This window comes from Xanthobacter sp. BG11Y11_SDJG, from assembly GCF_057364445.1.
The window spans coordinates 18612-34541 of sequence record NZ_JBNFNU010000007.1 but is presented as its reverse complement, the minus strand read 5'-3'; the positions used below and the strand labels follow the sequence as shown (position 1 = coordinate 34541).

The window sequence follows — 15930 nt, the reverse complement described above, 5'->3', positions numbered from 1 at the left end:
GCACGCGCGAACGGGGGGCATCGCAACGGCGGGTGACGGGGCGCGGCCGTCGGCGCCGTCCCGCCGCCGTCCATCTCTCACCGCCCTCGCCCCTGGTCCCGCCGTCGCCCTCGGGCTTGACCCGAGGGCCCATCCTGCGGCCGGGGGCGGCATTGGGACGTGGCATGGATGCTCTGGCCGAGCCGGAGCATGACGGGGTTTTGGCCCGGCCCCCTCAGCCCGGCCAGGGGCCGAGTTCCTTCGCCACCTGCGCCACCTTGTCCGGGCCGCCGCGGCCCATCCAGACCGCCACGGCGCAGGCGGCGAACAGCTTCTGCACCTTCATGTCGGTCTCGTCGAACATGTAGCGCGCCTGCGAGGCGGTGTTGAACATGCCCACCACCTCGCCCTTCCACATCACCGGCACATAGACCGAGCAGCCGACGCGGCCGGTCTTGATGATCTGGCGGAAGATCGCGTCCTCGTCGGTGTTCTTCACCACCGCCGCCTCCTTGGTCTGCACCGTGTGGCCCGGCCGGCTGTCGGTGACCGAGATGCGGGCGCGGCCGAGGCCGAAATTGTCGGCGAACACGATCATGTGGTCGCGGCTCGGGGCGATGAAGAAGCAGGCCGAGACGATGAACTGCGTCTCCCCCGGCTTCAGCGCGCCGGGCCGGCTGGGCGCATCGGGATCGCCGAGGAGCGCGCGGGTGGCGGTGGTGAAGTGGCGCACGCCCTCCTCCGGGTCGCTCTCGCGCCAGGCGGCCTCGTTGACGTCGTGCAGGACGTCGATGGCGCGCGCGTGGAAATCCGCGGGACGGGTCATGGAAGTCTCTCAGTGGCTCAAGCGGGCGGGGAAGGTGTCGGCGGCGATCTCCATGCACTGGCAGCGCCGGAAGATGCGCTCGTAGTGCGGGGAGATGCGCTCCACGTCCTTTTCGGATTCGGTGAGCAGCGGCGCGATGCGGGCGTGCGCCTCGGCGATCTCGTCGAGGATCGCCGCCTCGTCGATGCGCGTCAGCTTGCCGTCCTTCTCGATCACCGCGCCGTCCACCATGACGAGGTCCACCTCGGCGCGGGAGGCGGAATAGACCAGCTGTTGCAGCGGGTTGTTGAGCGGCGTGAAGGGGATGCTGTCGAGCTTGTAGCCCACGAGGTCGGCGATGCGGCCGACCTCCACCGCGCCCAGCTCCTTCTCGCGGCCGAGCGCGCGGGCGCCGCCCATGGTGGCGGCGTGGAACGCCTCGTCCGCGCCGACCCACTCGGTGTGGTCGCCGCGCAGCTTCTGCAGCAGCGCCGAAAGATAGAGCGCATTCTGCATGTCGGTGCCCTCGATGGAGCCGCAGCCGTCCGTGCCCATGCTCACGTTGACGCCCGCCTTGAGCAGCGCGCGGATGGGCGCGAGGCCGGAGCCCACCTTCAGGTTCGAGGGCGGGTTGTGCTGGATGGTGACGCCGGTGCGCGCCAGAATCTCGATCTCGCGCGGGTTCAGCCAGATGCCGTGGATGAAGGCGGTCTTCGGCTTCATGAAGCCGATGCGGTCGAGATACTCGATCATGGTGGAGCCGTAGAACAGCTGGCCCGTCACCACCTGCATCCGCGTCTCCTGCACGTGGATCATCAGCGGCAGATCGTAATCGTCCGCCATCCGGCGCACCGCCATCAGGAAGTCTTCCGTGCAGCGCTGCGGCGCCGAGGGCGCGGCGATGTAGGAGACGCGGTTGGTGGAGGGATGGCGCGTGCGGGCGAGCCCGGTCACGAAGTCGAGCAATTCCTCACCCGAATACATGGGCGTTCCGTCCAGTTCGGCCAGCAAGTCCTTGGGGAATTCCTCGTCCACGAACGGCACGGCGCGGAAGAACGGCTTGTCGAACAAGGTGATGCCGACGTTGGCGCGGATGCCGATGTCCTCATAGGCCTGGAACACCTGCTCCACATGCTCGGGGCGGATGCGCGGGCTCTGGTTGGTGTCATCGCTGATCGTGGTAGTGCCGCTGCGGACCGCCTCGATGGCGCCGATCATGGTGCGCAGATAGATGTCGCGCGCCGAGAACGCGATCGGCTTCAGGGGCCGCACATAGTTCATCCAAAGTTCGAGCGGCAGGTTGTCCTTGCGGCCCTTGTAGAAGCCCTCGTGGCTGTGGTGGTGGCCGTTGATGAGGCCGGCCGCCACCAGCATGCGGCGCCCGTCGATCACTTCACCCTCGGGGGCACGGGCGCCGGCGGGGCGGATGTCGGCGATCAGCCGGCCGTCGATCTCGATGTCGACCGGGCCCGGAGCCGGGGTGGCCGTTTCGCCGAGCAAAGCATGGCAATGGACGATGGTCGTCTTCACGCGGCGTCTCCACTCTGTTCGAGGCTGTGTTGGTCTTTGGCGCGATCGGGTGGCGCGGCGTCGATGCGCCCCTCCGCCACCGCATGGCAGGCGACCGTGACCGCATCGATGCGGATCGGCTCGGGCCGCTCGGCGGCGCAGCGCGCGTCGGCGAGCGGGCAGCGCGGATGGAAGGCGCATCCGGAGGGCGGCGCGAGCGGGCTCGGCACCTCGCCCGAAAGCCGCGCCCGCGGCCGGTGCGGGGCATGGGGATCGGGCACCGTGTCGAGCAAGGCGCGGGTGTAGGGATGGAGCGGGCGGGCGAGGATCTGGCCTGCATCCCCCTGCTCCACGAGGCGGCCGAGATACATGACGCCCAGCCGGTCCGCCATGTGCGCCACCACGGCAAGGTTGTGGGTGATCAGGAGGAAGGTGAGGCCCAGATCGCGCTGGAGCTGCTTCATCAGGTTCAGGATCTGCGCCTGCACCGACACGTCGAGCGCGGAGGTCGGCTCGTCGCACACCACGAAGGCGGGGTTGGCGGCCAGCGCGCGGGCGATGGAGATGCGCTGGCGCTGGCCGCCGGAGAACTGGTGCGGATACTTCTGCGCATCCTTGGGCGAGAGGCCCACCGTCTCCAGCAGTTCGGCGATGCGGGCGTCGAGCGCCGCCCCGCGCGTCATCAGCCGGTGGGTGAGGATCGGCTCGGCGATGATGCGGCCGATGCGCCAGCGCGGGTTGAGGCTGGCATAAGGGTCCTGGAAGATCATCTGCAGGTTGCGGCGATAGGGCAGCGCCGCGTGCCGGGTCCTGAAGCCGGCGACGTTCACGCCCATGAAGGAGACCGCGCCTTTGCTCGGCGGCTGGATGCCGGCGATGGTGCGGGCGATGGTGGACTTGCCGCAGCCGCTCTCGCCCACCAGCGCGAAGGTGGAGCCGCGCGCCACCTGGAAGTCCACCGCCTCCACCGCGTGCACCGTGCGCCGCTTGGCGCCGGTGAGGAGGCGTTTTCAGGAGCGGCGGCGAGGCGTCGAACCGCACCGTGAGCTGGTCCACCGAGAGGATGATGTCGGTGCCGTTCATGCGGGCACCCTCTCGCGCGCCGGATCTGCGAGCCAGCAGGCGACCCGCGCGGCGCCCACCGTGAACGCCGGCGGCCGCTCGGTGGCGCAGCGCGCGAAGGCCTGCGGACAGCGCGGATGGAAGGCGCAGCCGGCGACCGGCGCATCCGGGCGCGGCATGGCGCCAGGGATCTGCGTCAGCTCCTTCTCGCGCCGGCGCATGGAGGGGATCGAGGCCATGAGGCCGCGCGTGTAGGGATGGCCGCGTGCGCGATCAGCTGCCGCGTCGGGCCGATCTCCGCGACGCGCCCCGCATACATCACCGCCACCCGATCGGCGACCTCGGCGATCACGCCCATGTCGTGCGTCACCAGCATCACCGCGGTGCCGCGCTCGCGGCACATGCGGCGCAGCAGGTCGAGGATCTGCGCCTGGATCGACACGTCGAGCGCGGTGGTGGGCTCGTCGGCGATGATGAGGCGCGGCGCGCAGCAGAAGGCGAGCGCCAGCACCACGCGCTGGCGCATGCCGCCGGACAGCTCGTGCGGATAGGCCTGGAGGCGCTCGCGCGGCGCCGGGATGCCCACCTCGGCCAGCAGTTCGCCGGCCCGCGCCTCGGCCTCGGCGCGCGTCATCGGCAGGTGGGTGAGCATGGTCTCGGCAAGCTGGTCGCCGATGGTCATCAGCGGGTCGAGGCTGGTGAGCGGGTCCTGAAAGACGGCGGCGATCTCCTTGCCCCCGGAGTGCCCGCATCTCCTCCTCGCTGAGCGTGTCGATGCGGCGGCCGTCGAACAGGATGCGCCCGCCCGCCTGGACCGCCGGCGCCTCCAGGAGGCCGAGCACGGCGGTTCCCGTGACCGACTTTCCGGCCCCGGATTCGCCCACCACGCCGAGCACCTCGCCGGCGGCGATCTCGAACGAGACGTCGTCGATGGCAGTGAGCCGCCTTTTGCGGGCGGCGATCTCGACGCGGAGGTTCTCCACCTGAAGCAGCGCGCTCATGCGGCGAGCTTCGGGTTGAGCGCGTCGCGCAGGAAGTCGCCGAAGATGTTCACCGACAGGGACAAGAGCACCAGCAGCGCGCCCGGCGCGGCGCTGATCCACCAGTCGCCGGAGAACACGAACTCGTTGCCGATCCGCACCAGCGAGCCCAGCGAGGGCTGGGTGGAGGGCAAACCGACGCCGAGGAAGGAGAGCGTCGCCTCGGTGAGGATGGCGAGCGCGAGGTTGATGGTGGCGATCACCAGCACCGGCCCCAGCACGTTGGGCAATATGTGGGTGAACAGGATGCGCGGCGTGCTGACCCCGATCACCCGCGCCGCCAGCACGTATTCGCGGTTGCGCTCCACCAGGACGAGGCCGCGCACCGTGCGCGCATACTGCACCCAGAACGAGGCGGCGATGGCGAAGACGAGGATCGGCACGGCGAGCGCGTCGTGCACCTCGCGCGGCAGCGCGGTGCGGGTCACCCCATCGATCAGCAGGGCGATGAGGATGGCGGGGAAGGAGAGCTGCACGTCGGCGATGCGCATGATGACGGCATCGAGAACGCCGCCGAAATAGCCGGCGATCAGCCCCAGCAGCACGCCCACAAGGGCCGCCAGCACGACGCTGGCAAGGCCCACCATCAGCGAGGTGCGCAGGCCGTAGATCATGGCCGAGAGCATGTCGCGGCCCTGCGGGTCGGTGCCCAGCAGATAGGTCTCGCCATAAAGGCCCACGCTGCCCGGCGGCAGGCGGGCGTCCACCACGTTGGCACTCGCCGGGTCGAAGGCGTCGTAGGGGGCGATGGCATCCGCCCCGAGCGCCACGGCGAACAAAAGGACCGCGATGGCGAGCGAGAGGATCGCCACCGGCGAGCGGCGGAACCGGTAGAGGAGGTCGCCGTCCCACCAGGCTGCGAGCGTCGCGCGGGCGGCGGTCATGTGGCCCGCCCCGCCGCCCGGGAGCCGCGCACACGCGGGTCGATGGCCACATAAGCGAGGTCCACCGCCAGGTTGATGACCGCGAAGCACAAGGCGATCAGCACCAGGTAGCCGGCAAGCAGCGGCACGTCGGCGAACTGGATCGCCTGGATCACCAGGAGGCCGAGGCCGGGCCACTGGAACACCGTCTCGACGATGATGGAGAAGGCGAACACGTTGCCGAACTGCAGCCCGACGATGGTGATGACCGGCAGCAGCGTGTTGCGCAGCGCGTGGCGATACTCGATGGCGCGCGGCCTCAATCCCCGCGCCTTGGCGAAGCGGATGAAGTCGGTGCGCATCACCTCCAGCATCTCGGCGCGGGCGAGGCGCATGATGAGGGCGAGCTGGAACACCCCCAGCGTCACGGACGGCAGCACCAGCGCCTTGAGGCCGCTCACCGTGAGAAGGCCCGTGGTCCAGCCGCCGAGCGCCGTCACCTCTCCGCGCCCGAACGACGGCAGCCAGCCGAGCCAGACCGAGAAGATCAGGATCAGCGCGATGCCGATCAGAAAGGTGGGCAGCGCCACGCCCACCAGCGACACGGCGAGCAGCACCTGCGACAGCCAGCTGCCCCGGTGCAGCGCCGTCCACACGCCGAGCGGCACGCCGAGGCCGGTGGCGATGACCATGGAGATGAGGGAGAGTTCCAGCGTCGCCGGGAAGCGCTCGCCGATCAGCGCCGCCACGGGCTGGCCGAAGCGGTAGGAGATGCCGAAGTCGCCCTGGAGCGCATTGCCGATGAAGCGGGCGAACTGCACCACCATGGGATCGTCGAGCCCGAGCGCCCGGCGCACCGCCTCGCGGTCCGCCATGCTGGCCGCCTGCCCCACCATGTTGTTCACCGGGTCGCCCACATAGCGGAACAGGGCGAAGGCGACGAAGCTCGCCACCAGCAGCACGAGGACGGTCTGGCCCAGCCGGCCGAGGAGGAAGCTCATGGGGCGGTCTTCATGAAAATGATTGGAAATCCTGCCACCATCCCAACCTCCCCACCGTCATGCCCCGGCTTGGCCGGGGCATCCACTCATCCGCATCCGTGACGCTCCCGGACGGGGCGGCCAGCAAGTCCTGAAGTGGAACCCCCGGACGAGCCGGGGGATGACCGTGTTGCCGTGTCCGCGATCAGTCCAGCGTCACCCACTTCAATTCCAGGCTGTCGTCGGAGCGCAGCACGGCGTTCACGCCCTTGCGCACGCCCCAGGCGATGCCGGCCTGGTGCAGGGGGATGTGGCTGTAGTCGTTCTTGCTCAGCGTCATCGCCTCGAAGATGAGGGCGTTGCGCTTGGCCGGGTCCACCTCCACCTCGATCTTCTGCGTCAGCTCGTCGATCTTCGGGTTCGAGTAATTGCCGATATTGTAGGTGCCGATCTTGCCCTCCGGCGTGTTCATGGTGTCCTGGAGGGTGGAGTGGGCATCATAGCTCAGGGGCTGCCAGCCGAGCATGGCAAACGAGGTGTCGCGCGCCAGCACCTTCTCGAAATACTTGCTGCGGGTCTGGGCGTTGAGGTTCACCTTGAGGCCGACGCGCCCGAGCATGCCGACGATGGCCTGGCAGATGCGCTCGTCGTTCACGTAGCGGTCGTTCGAGCAGTCCATGGTGAAGGAGAAGCCGTCCGGATAGCCGGCCTCCGTCAGGAGCTGCTTCGCCGCCTTGGGATCGTAGGGCGCGGTGCGGCTGTCGAGCTTGGCGTCGTAGCCGTTGATGCCCGGCGCGATCATGGTGCCGGCGACGTGCGAGGTGCCGCCCATGATGCGGTCCTTGATCGCCTCCATGTCGATGGCCTGATAGATCGCCTGGCGCACGCGCTTGTCCTTGAAGGGGTTCTTGCCCTTCACGTCGGAGGTGTGCAGTTCGTCGCGCTTCTGGTCCATGTTGAGGAACATGGTGCGCAGCTCGGCGCCCTTCAGCACCTTGGCGCTGCCCGAGCCGTCGATGCGCGCGGCGTCCTGCTGCGGCACCGGATAGACCATGTCCACCTCGCCCGACAGCAGGGCCGCGACGCGGGTGGCGTCGGCCTGGATCGGCGTGAAGATCACCTTGGTGACGTTGGAGGTCTTGTCGCCCCACCAGTTGGGGTTCGGCACCAGCACGGTGCGCACGCCCGCCTGCCGGCTGTCGATCTTGAACGCCCCGGTGCCGTTGGCATTGGTGGAGGCGAAATTCTCCACCTTCGCCTTCACGCTCGCCGGCGCGGTGGCGCCGTTCTTCTCCGCCCAGTCCTTGCTCATGATGTAGGTGGAGGTGATCTGCACCGGCAGGATGGGATTGGGCTTGGCCATCACCAGGTCGACGGTGTGGTCGTCCACCTTCTTGATGTCGGTGACCGAGGCCACCGTATACGCCATGTCCGAGCCGTCCTTCTTCACCCGCTGGAGCGAGAACACCACGTCGTCGGCGGTGAAGGGCGTGCCGTCCGCGAACTTCACGCCCTTGCGCAGGTGGAAGCGCCAGGTGGTGGGGTCGACCTGCTCCCACTTCTCGGCCAGCGCCGGCACCAGCTCCAGATTCTTGCCGCGGCCGACGAGCGGCTCATAGACCTGCCCGAGCCACGACAGCGTGAAGGTCTCCGCCAGCGCGTGCGGGTCGAGCGAGGCCGGGTCCACGCGATAGGCGTAGCGGAAGACCTTCTCGGGCGCGCCGGGGCGGGCGCCTGCGCCGCGGCGGGCGCCGCAGCGACGAGAAGCGCGGTGAGCGCGGTGGAGACGAGCAGCGTAAGACGCATGGGTGAGCTCCTGGAAGGTCATTTTTGAATTCATTTTCTCCTTAAAGTGTGCACCAACTAAGTGGACGCTTAAATATCAAATTGTAGGCATCAAACTCCAAGCGGGACCGGGTCGCTGCCGAACCCCGCGCCAGAACCTGCCTCTTTCCTGTGCAAAACCATTGCATCTGCGCGATTATAGCCGATTGACGAATGTCCCGGCACAGGGCACAGCTAAGGGCAGGCACCGGCTTCGCTTTGCCGCCTTCTGGCTTGGCGCCGCTGGATGCAGGTTTTCGACCGGATCATTTTGCATGCAAATCGGACCCCTGCCCCCCGCTGCCGGATCGGCATGCTGACCCCCTCCTCCAACACCGTGCTGGAGCCCTTCACGGCGCATCTGCTGGCGCCGCTGTTCCCGCATGTGACGGCGCATTTCGGCCGCTTCCGCGTCACCCGCATCGCCCTCGACGAGGAGGCCAACGACCAGTTCGGACAGGAGCCGATCCTCGCCGCCGCCGAGCTTCTGGCCGATGCCCGCGCCGACATCATCGCCTGGAACGGCACCTCGGCGAGTTGGCTCGGCTTCGACTGGGACGCGCGGCTCACCGCCGCCATCGAGGCGCGCACCGGCGTCAAGGCGACCAGCGCCATGGCGGCCATCAACGCTTTGATCCGCAAGGATGGCGTCGAGCGCCTCGCGCTCGTGACGCCCTATACTGCGGACGTGGAGCAGAAGATCGTCGAGAACTATGCCCGCCTCGGCATTCACGTGGTGGCGGGGCGCCATTCGGGCGTCTCCGACAATTATTCGTTTGCCGAAATCTCGGAGGCCGAAATCGAGGCCATGTGCCGCGACGTGGCGGCGGCCCGGCCCGACGCCATCGCCATCGTCTGCACCAACATGCGCGGCGCGCTCATCGGCGCTGAGATGGAGCGCCGGCTTGGGGTGCGGGTGTACGATTCCGTCTCCGCGACGCTGTGGGGATGCCTGGCCGAGCTCGGCGTGCCGGCGGGCGCGCTGGCGCCGTTCGGTTCCATGTTCGCCGCGCCGGAGCCGTCGGCCGCTCTCGGCGTGGCGGCGCAATAAAGCGAGGGCGATCATGGTGGACACCGCCGTCGCGGACGCGCCCGAGCAGACGACGCTCCACGAGCAGATCGTGGAGCGGCTGCGCGCGGTGCTGCTCGACGGCGAACTCGCCTACGGCGCCAAGATCCCGGAGGCGGAGCTGTGCCTCCGGTTCGGCGTGTCCCGCACGCCTTTGCGCGAAGCGCTGAAGGTGCTTGCGGCGGAGGGCTTCGTGGAGCTGCGGCCCAACCGCGGCGCCATCGTCGCCCCGGTGGACCCGGACGACGTCGCCCATCTGTTCGAGTTCAAGGGCGCGATCGAGCATCGCATCGGCCTGCTCGCGGGCCTGCGCGCCACCGCCGCCGATCAGGCGCGGCTGGAGGACATCCATGCGCTGCTGCGCACCCATCCCGAGCCGTCCGCCTACACCGCGCTGAACCAGGACTTCCACCGCGCGCTCGCCGCGGCAACGCACAATCCGGTCCTGGTCCAGACCTATGACAACCTGCAGAAGCGCGTGCTGCGCCTGCGGTTCGTCGTCAACGTGAACCCGCTGCGGTCGCCCAGTCCTTCGACGAGCATGAGGCCATCATGGTGGCCTTCCGCGCCCGCGCGCGCCTCGACCTCGCCGAGCGCCTGGAAGCCCACAACCGCCTCACCGGCGAGGCGGTGCTGCGCGCCCTGGCGGGGGCTGCGGACCGGGGCTGACGCGCCCCCGATCAGCGGACCGCCGCCGGTGGAGAGATTTTGGGCACGGACGCCGCCACCGGCGCCCAAGGAACCGGCAGCGCGGCGCTTCGATCCTTTGGGAACAAGACCTTAATCGCCCTCCCCGTGGCCAATCTATCGGCTTGCCGGCGGGACGCGTCGCGCTAAAACTAAGTAAGTACTTAATTCATAGGCGCGCCGATCGCCCGCTCGCCCCCGACGCCCGCCTCCCCGGACCGCCTGGAGATCCGCCATGTCCTTGAGCCGCAGAGATTTCACCCGCGCCGCCCTCGCCGGCACGGGGCTTGCCGCCACCGGCCTCGCCCCCCTCGGCCTCGTGACGCCGGCCCAGGCGGCCGAGCGGCTCCTGGTGGTGCAGTGGGGCGCCAACTGGATCGAGGTATCGAAGCAGATCCTCGCCGAGTTCCAGAAGACCCACGACACCCAGGTGGCGTGGGAGCTGCACTCCGGCGGCTCGGCCGCGGTGGTCGCCAAGATCAAGGCGGTCTGGCCGCGCACGCAGTACAATGTGCTCTCCGTGTGGGACCCGGTGTTCCGCGCCATGATCGCGGAGGACTGGCTGCTGCCCATCGACGAGAGCATCGTCACCAACCTGAAGACCATTCCCGACCAGTACATCCAGAAGAACGCCAAGGGCGAGAAGATGACGGTGCCGCTCAGCACCGCCGGTGCCTTCTGGGGCTATCGCGAGGACCTCTTGCCGGGCGGCTTCTCCTCGCTCGAAGACCTGCTGAAGCCGGAATTCAAGGGCAAGCTCTGCGTGCCCTACCCCATCAACCTCACGGGCCTGCTCATCGTCAGCGCCGCCATCCAGCGCGGCGGCAACGAGAAGAACCCCGAGCCCGGCTGGGACTTCATCAAGGAACTGGCCGCGAAGGGCCAGATCGGCGAGATCTGCACCTCCAATTCCGAATACATCAACGCCATGGCCACGGGCCGCTATTCGGTGGGCTTCTGGAACAATGGCGGCTGGTTCGCCACCGCCAAGAACTTCCCCGTGAAGCTGAAGAACCGCATGCCCGACAACAAGGGCTTCCTCTACAATGAGGGCTTCTGCGTGCTGAAGGGCTCGCCCGCCAAGGCGGCTTTCGAGTTCGCGAACTTCTTCGCCGAGCCGAAGATGAACGAGATCTACAACATGCCGCTCGGCTCCGGCCCCACCCAGCCCTCCGCCAAGGCCAACCCGATGATCGCCGACTGGTACTACACCCCGGAAGAGCTGCCGAAATATGCGTACTTCGCCGATTTCGCCTATCTCTCCTCGGTGATGAACGAGTGGAACGCCCGCTGGGAGCGGGAGATCGTTCCCCTCGTGCGGCGCGGCTGACCGGGCCGCGTGAGCGCCATGGCGATGCGGCGTCCCTCCCTGAGCACGGCCCTGTTGTGGCCGGCGCTCCTCGTCATGGTGCCGCTGCTCGCCGGCCCGCTGCTGCTGCTGGCCCACGAGAGCCTCAAGCCGTTCGTGGGCGGGCGCATCGGCGGCGACGAGAGCGGCGCGCTCACGCTGCAGAACTACGCCCAGATCGCCGACCCGCAATATGTCCGCTATTTCCTGGACACCTTCCGGGTCGGCCTCCTCGCCACCGCCTTTGCTTTGGTGCTCGGCTATCCGGTGGCGCATTTCATCGTCCGCCGCGCCGGGCCGGTGGCGCGCCGCCTCATGGTGGGCGGCCTGGTGGGCACGCTGTTCCTGTCCATCATCGTGCGCGTCTACGCCATCGCCATGACGTTCGGCCCGCACGGGCCGCTCTCCGACTTCAGCCGCCTGTTCGGCATCTCGGCATCGAGCCCGGACGGGGCGGAACTGATGGTGGTGCTGGGCCTGTTGAATTCCACCTTGCCGCTGGTGGCGCTGACGCTCATCGGCACGTTGCAGAACATCAATCCGCGGCTCGAGGACGCCGCTTTGTCGCTGGGCGCGGCGCGCTGGAAGACCTTCTTCCAGGTCACGGTGGCCATGAGCCTGCCGGGCATCCTGTCCGCCGCGATCATCGCTTATGCCTTCTGCATCAGCAATCTGGTGGTGCCCATGCTGGTGGGGCGCGGCTTCATCGTCTTCGTCTCGAACCTGATCTATTTCCGCTTCTCGGAGGTGGCGAACTTCCCGAGCGGGGCTGCGCTCTCCATTGTCATGATGGTAATCTCGGTGGCGCTGTTCTACGGCCTGCTCAACCTCGTGCGCAGCCACTGGCAGGAGGCCGGCAAATGAAGCGCCTCGCCGACGCCCTGTTCCAGACCGTCTATCTCTCTTTGGTCACGCTGTTCGTCGCCTTCTCGGTGATCCCGGTGGTGGTGGCGGTGGTGCTGTCGTTCGATGCCCGCGGCTTCGTCGGGCCGTTTCCGCCGACGCAGTTCTCGCTGCGCTGGTACGACCGGTTCCTCGCCGACAGCTATTATCACGACGGCCTCGTCACCAGCCTGATCCTCGCCACAAGCGCGACCTTCATCGCCACCGTCGTCGGCGCGCTGGCGGCCATCGGGCTGCATCACGCCACCTTCCGCGGCAAGGGCTTGATCCAGGCGGCACTGCTCTCGCCTCTGGTCATCCCGAACGTGGTGCTGGGCTTCGGCGTGCTGATCTTTGCGAGCCGCCTCGGCATCCTCGACGGCATGACGCGGCTCATGATGGGCCACGTGCTCATCACCTTTCCCTATGTGATGCGCACCACCGCCGCCTCGCTTGTGGGCATCCGCGCCTCCTATTACGAGGCCGCGCTCAGCCTCGGCGCTAAGCCCTGGGGCGCGCTCTGGCAGGTCACGCTGCCTCTGGCGCGCACCGGCATCATCGCGGGGGCGGTGTTCGGCTTCGTCACCTCGTTCGACGACGTGGGGGTGAGCCTGTTCCTCACCGACGCCTTCACCTTCACCCTGCCGGTCGCCATCCTCGCGCAGATGCGGGCCAACCTCGACCTCACCATCGCAGCCCTGTCGGTGATGTTCATCGTCGCGACCGTGCTCATCATCGTCATTCTCGATCGCGTCGCCGGGCTCGACGCCATCACTGGGCGCGGAGTCTACGGGCGATGATCCAGTCGGTTCTCGATCTCCAGCACGTCACCAAGCGCTTCGGCGATACGGCGGCGGTGGACAACGTGACGTTCGAGGTGGCGCGCGGCGAGATCGTCGCGCTGCTCGGCCCGTCCGGCTGCGGCAAGACCACCACGCTGCGCATGATCGCCGGCTTCGAGCAGCCGGACGAGGGGCGCATCTTCATCTCCGGCGCGGACGTGGCGCGCAAGGCGCCCTACGAGCGCAATGTCGGCCTCGTGTTCCAGGACTACGCGCTGTTCCCGCACATGAGCGTGGCGCAGAACATCGCCTTCGGCATGAAGAACCGCGGCGTGCCCGCCCGCGAGATCGGCCCCCGCATCGCCAAGGTGCTGGAGCAGGTGCGCCTGCCGGGCATCGAGAAGCGGCGTCCGTCCCAGCTCTCCGGCGGCCAGCAGCAGCGCGTGGCGCTCGCCCGCGCGCTCGTCACCCGGCCGGACGTGATGCTGCTGGACGAGCCGCTCTCGAACCTCGACGCCAAGCTCCGGCTGGAGCTCAGGCACGAGATCCGCGCCATCCTCGCCACCTTCGACTGCACCTCCATCATCGTCACCCACGACCAGGAGGAGGCCATGGGCCTCGCCGACCGCATCGTGCTGATGAACAAGGGCCGCATCGAGCAGGTGGACACGCCGGTCGGGCTCTACCAGCGGCCGCAGACCCTGTTCGCCGCCGACTTCATCGGCCATGCCAACTGGATCTCCGGCGTGCTGGAGCGCCGGGCGACGGACGCGGGCGTGGTGGCCACCAAGGTGGGCGCCATCGCCGTGGCGCCCGGCACGGTGGGGGACGGACCGGTGACGCTGTGCATCCGCCCCGAGCGGCTCGCCATCGTCCCACCCGAGGCGCCCGCCGACGCCCGCCTGCCGGCGGTGGTGGAACGCCTCGACCCGGTGGGCGCGGACCTGCGCATCTGGTCGCGCCTCGGCGACGGCACGCTGGTGCAGTCGCTGGAGAAGAATGTGGGCCGCGAACTGCCTGCCCCCGGTGCCGGCGTGACGCTGGGCTTCAGCGCCGCCGACTGCATCGTCCTGCCCGCAGAAAGCCCCGTCCGATGACCAAGCGCCCCCTGGCCATACGCGGCGGCCTCGTCGCCTTCCCCACCGAAGGCGCGGTGCGCGCCGCGGACCTGCTGGTCATCGACGGCCGCATCGCCGACATCGCCGCGCCGGGCACGACCTTTCCGGACGACGCCGAGGCGATGGACGCGGCCGACCGGCTGGTGATGCCGGGCCTCATCAACGCCCACACCCACAGCCACCTCGCCATCGCCAAGGGCGTGTCGCGCTCCTGGACCCTGGAGCTGCATCTGCACAACGGACCCTGGACCGGCGGCGGCCAGGCTTTCGCGGACCGGCATCTGCTGGCCCAGGCGAGCGCCGCCGAGATGCTGCTGAAGGGCTGCACCGCCGGCTACGACCTCGTTCTGGAAATGCCCGCGCCGACGCCGGAGGGCCTTTACGCCGCCGCCGCCGGCTATGCGGATGCCGGCATGCGCGCGGTGGTGGCGCCCATGATGGCGGACCGCACCTTCTGGCAGGCCATTCCCGGCCTCATGGCGGCGATCCCGCAGGCTTTGCGACCGGCGGTGGAGGCCATCCGCCTCGCCGGCGCCGATGCCGCGCTCGAAGCCTGCGCCCGCATGCTGGATGACTGGCCGCACGACCGCACGATGGTGCGTCCGGCGCTCGCCCCCACCATTCCGCACCACTGCTCGGACGGCTTCTGGACCGGCTGCCGCGCGCTCGCCGACCGGCACGGCGTCGGCCTCCACGCGCATCTCGCGGAATCGAAGATCCAGGCGCTGGCGGGCATAGCGCGCTATGGCGAGAGCCTCACCGCCCATCTCGACCGCCTCGGCATCCTCGGGCCGGACTTCACCGCCGCCCACGGCATCTGGCTCGACGCCGACGACATCGCGCTCCTCGCCCGGCGCGGCGCCTCGGTGGCGCACAATCCGTCGAGCAATTTCCGGCTCGGCAGCGGCATCGCCCAGGTGCCGGCCATGCGCGCCGCCGGCCTCAATGTGGGCATCGGCTCGGACGCCTGCAGTTGCTCGGACCACCAGAACCTGTTCGAGACCATGCGGCTCGCCTGCTTCCTCTCGCGCACCGCCTCGTTCGATCCCGACGACTGGCTCACCCCCCAGGATGTCTTCGCCATGGCGACCGCCGGCAGCGCGAAGGCGCTGGGCATCGCCGACATCACCGGCGACATCCAGGTGGGGCTTGCCGCCGATCTGGTCTTCCTCGACCTCGGCTCGGTGAACTTCACGCCGCTGAACGATCCGCTCTACCAGCTGGTGTTCGCCGAGGAGGGCCGCAGCGTGCGCCGGGTCATGGTCGGCGGGCGCGTGGTGGTGGAGGAGGGCGTCCTCACCACCATCGACTATCCCGCCTTGCGCGGCCGGCTGAACGACCGGGCGCACGAGATCTTCGCCGCCAACGGTCCGCGGCGGCAGGAACTGGCGGCGCTGGAGCCGTTCGTGAAGAATTTCTGCGTCGGCCTCGCGCAGGGCCGGTTCGCCCTTGAGAGAGAGACGGCATGACGGCGAAGGCACTCGCGGCGGCATTCGAGCCCATCCTGAGCACGCTCATGGACCGCACCGGCGCCATGCGCTGCACCGTGCGCATGGACTTCCCGGCCCTGGGTCTCAGCGTCAACGTGCCCTGCGCCGAGGTGCTGGCGCTCGGCGCCGCCTCCATGATGGAGAGCCGCTCCGTGGACCACCGGCGCGCCCGCACCGTGCGCTGGGTCGAGGCGAACCGGCGCACATTGGTGCAGGGCGACGTGTTCGCCGACCCGGCGCTCGCCCCGCCGTCCGCTCTGGTGCGCCAGTTCGGCACCACGGCGCAGATGGTGGCGCCGCTGATCGGCGCCGACGACTATCTCCTGGGATGGACCTCCGCCCATTTCGCCGGCGGCCCGCGCGACTTCGGCCCGGGCGAGATCGCCGCCATCGAAATGGCGGCCGCCGCCGTGCTCGCGGTGCCCGGCATGCCGCTGGACATCTGACATGCTGCGCCCCGACCTCCCCTTCCCTTCGGCCGCCGCCGGCCGC

Annotated in this window: 14 protein-coding genes and 2 pseudogenes; 9 read left to right on the top strand and 7 right to left on the bottom strand. The window is 68.9% G+C overall.

What is annotated here, in order from left to right:
- Positions 1 to 214: 214 nt before the first annotated feature.
- From AC2W7M_RS02200 to AC2W7M_RS02185, 4 genes and pseudogenes are all read right to left on the bottom strand, one after another.
- On the bottom strand, positions 215 to 805 hold the full coding sequence (locus tag AC2W7M_RS02200) for a GAF domain-containing protein (RefSeq protein WP_486129705.1): 591 nt from the start codon (positions 803 to 805) through the stop codon (positions 215 to 217).
- A gap of 9 nt (positions 806 to 814) precedes the next feature.
- Entirely contained in the window at positions 815 to 2314 is a 1500-nt protein-coding gene (locus AC2W7M_RS02195) for an amidohydrolase family protein (RefSeq protein ID WP_486129703.1), read from the bottom strand.
- Positions 2311 to 3376, bottom strand: a pseudogene (locus tag AC2W7M_RS02190) (ABC transporter ATP-binding protein). The gene AC2W7M_RS02195 and the pseudogene AC2W7M_RS02190 overlap by 4 nt, the downstream one beginning before the upstream one ends.
- Positions 3373 to 4239, bottom strand: a pseudogene (locus AC2W7M_RS02185) (ABC transporter ATP-binding protein). The pseudogenes AC2W7M_RS02190 and AC2W7M_RS02185 overlap by 4 nt, the downstream one beginning before the upstream one ends.
- Between AC2W7M_RS02185 and AC2W7M_RS02180 the strand changes: the two are divergent.
- Positions 4208 to 4342 (top strand): hypothetical protein, encoded by a 135-nt coding sequence (locus AC2W7M_RS02180; protein ID WP_486129713.1) that lies wholly within the window; start codon positions 4208 to 4210, stop codon positions 4340 to 4342. The pseudogene AC2W7M_RS02185 and the gene AC2W7M_RS02180 overlap by 32 nt on opposite strands.
- 10 nt (positions 4343 to 4352) lie before the next feature.
- Here AC2W7M_RS02180 and AC2W7M_RS02175 read toward each other — a convergent pair whose 3' ends face one another.
- The 3 genes from AC2W7M_RS02175 to AC2W7M_RS02165 form a co-directional block, all read right to left on the bottom strand.
- Positions 4353 to 5279 (bottom strand): ABC transporter permease, encoded by a 927-nt coding sequence (locus AC2W7M_RS02175; protein WP_486129701.1) that lies wholly within the window; start codon positions 5277 to 5279, stop codon positions 4353 to 4355.
- Positions 5276 to 6259, bottom strand: a complete 984-nt coding sequence (locus AC2W7M_RS02170) for an ABC transporter permease (protein ID WP_486129699.1) — start codon at positions 6257 to 6259, stop codon at positions 5276 to 5278. Before AC2W7M_RS02170 ends, AC2W7M_RS02175 begins: the two co-directional genes overlap by 4 nt.
- A gap of 184 nt (positions 6260 to 6443) precedes the next feature.
- Entirely contained in the window at positions 6444 to 8066 is a 1623-nt protein-coding gene (locus AC2W7M_RS02165) for an ABC transporter substrate-binding protein (RefSeq protein ID WP_486129698.1), read from the bottom strand.
- A gap of 309 nt (positions 8067 to 8375) precedes the next feature.
- Between AC2W7M_RS02165 and AC2W7M_RS02160 the strand changes: the two genes are divergently transcribed.
- The 8 genes from AC2W7M_RS02160 to AC2W7M_RS02125 all read left to right on the top strand — a co-directional run bounded on the left by AC2W7M_RS02160 (position 8376) and on the right by AC2W7M_RS02125 (position 15884).
- On the top strand, positions 8376 to 9113 hold the full coding sequence (locus tag AC2W7M_RS02160) for a maleate cis-trans isomerase family protein (protein ID WP_486129696.1): 738 nt from the start codon (positions 8376 to 8378) through the stop codon (positions 9111 to 9113).
- A 13-nt stretch (positions 9114 to 9126) separates the two neighbouring features.
- Positions 9127 to 9915, top strand: a complete 789-nt coding sequence (locus AC2W7M_RS02155) for a GntR family transcriptional regulator (RefSeq protein ID WP_486129694.1) — start codon at positions 9127 to 9129, stop codon at positions 9913 to 9915.
- A 138-nt stretch (positions 9916 to 10053) separates the two neighbouring features.
- Complete coding sequence (locus AC2W7M_RS02150) at positions 10054 to 11148, top strand: extracellular solute-binding protein (RefSeq protein WP_486129692.1); 1095 nt, start codon at positions 10054 to 10056, stop codon at positions 11146 to 11148.
- 18 nt (positions 11149 to 11166) lie between these two features.
- Positions 11167 to 12030 carry an ABC transporter permease gene (locus tag AC2W7M_RS02145; RefSeq protein WP_486129711.1) on the top strand — a complete coding sequence of 288 codons (864 nt, stop codon included), beginning with the start codon at positions 11167 to 11169 and terminating at the stop codon, positions 12028 to 12030.
- On the top strand, positions 12027 to 12848 hold the full coding sequence (locus AC2W7M_RS02140) for an ABC transporter permease (RefSeq protein WP_486129690.1): 822 nt from the start codon (positions 12027 to 12029) through the stop codon (positions 12846 to 12848). Before AC2W7M_RS02145 ends, AC2W7M_RS02140 begins: the two co-directional genes overlap by 4 nt.
- A complete protein-coding gene (locus tag AC2W7M_RS02135) occupies positions 12845 to 13927 on the top strand; it encodes an ABC transporter ATP-binding protein (protein ID WP_486129688.1) in 1083 nt (360 codons plus the stop codon). The genes AC2W7M_RS02140 and AC2W7M_RS02135 overlap by 4 nt, the downstream gene beginning before the upstream one ends.
- The gene (locus AC2W7M_RS02130) at positions 13924 to 15417 is read left to right on the top strand and encodes an amidohydrolase family protein (protein ID WP_486129687.1); all 1494 of its coding nucleotides are present in this window, start codon (positions 13924 to 13926) and stop codon (positions 15415 to 15417) included. Before AC2W7M_RS02135 ends, AC2W7M_RS02130 begins: the two co-directional genes overlap by 4 nt.
- A complete protein-coding gene (locus AC2W7M_RS02125; RefSeq protein ID WP_486129685.1) occupies positions 15414 to 15884 on the top strand; it encodes a GAF domain-containing protein in 471 nt (156 codons plus the stop codon). The genes AC2W7M_RS02130 and AC2W7M_RS02125 overlap by 4 nt, the downstream gene beginning before the upstream one ends.
- Positions 15885 to 15930 lie beyond the last annotated feature (46 nt).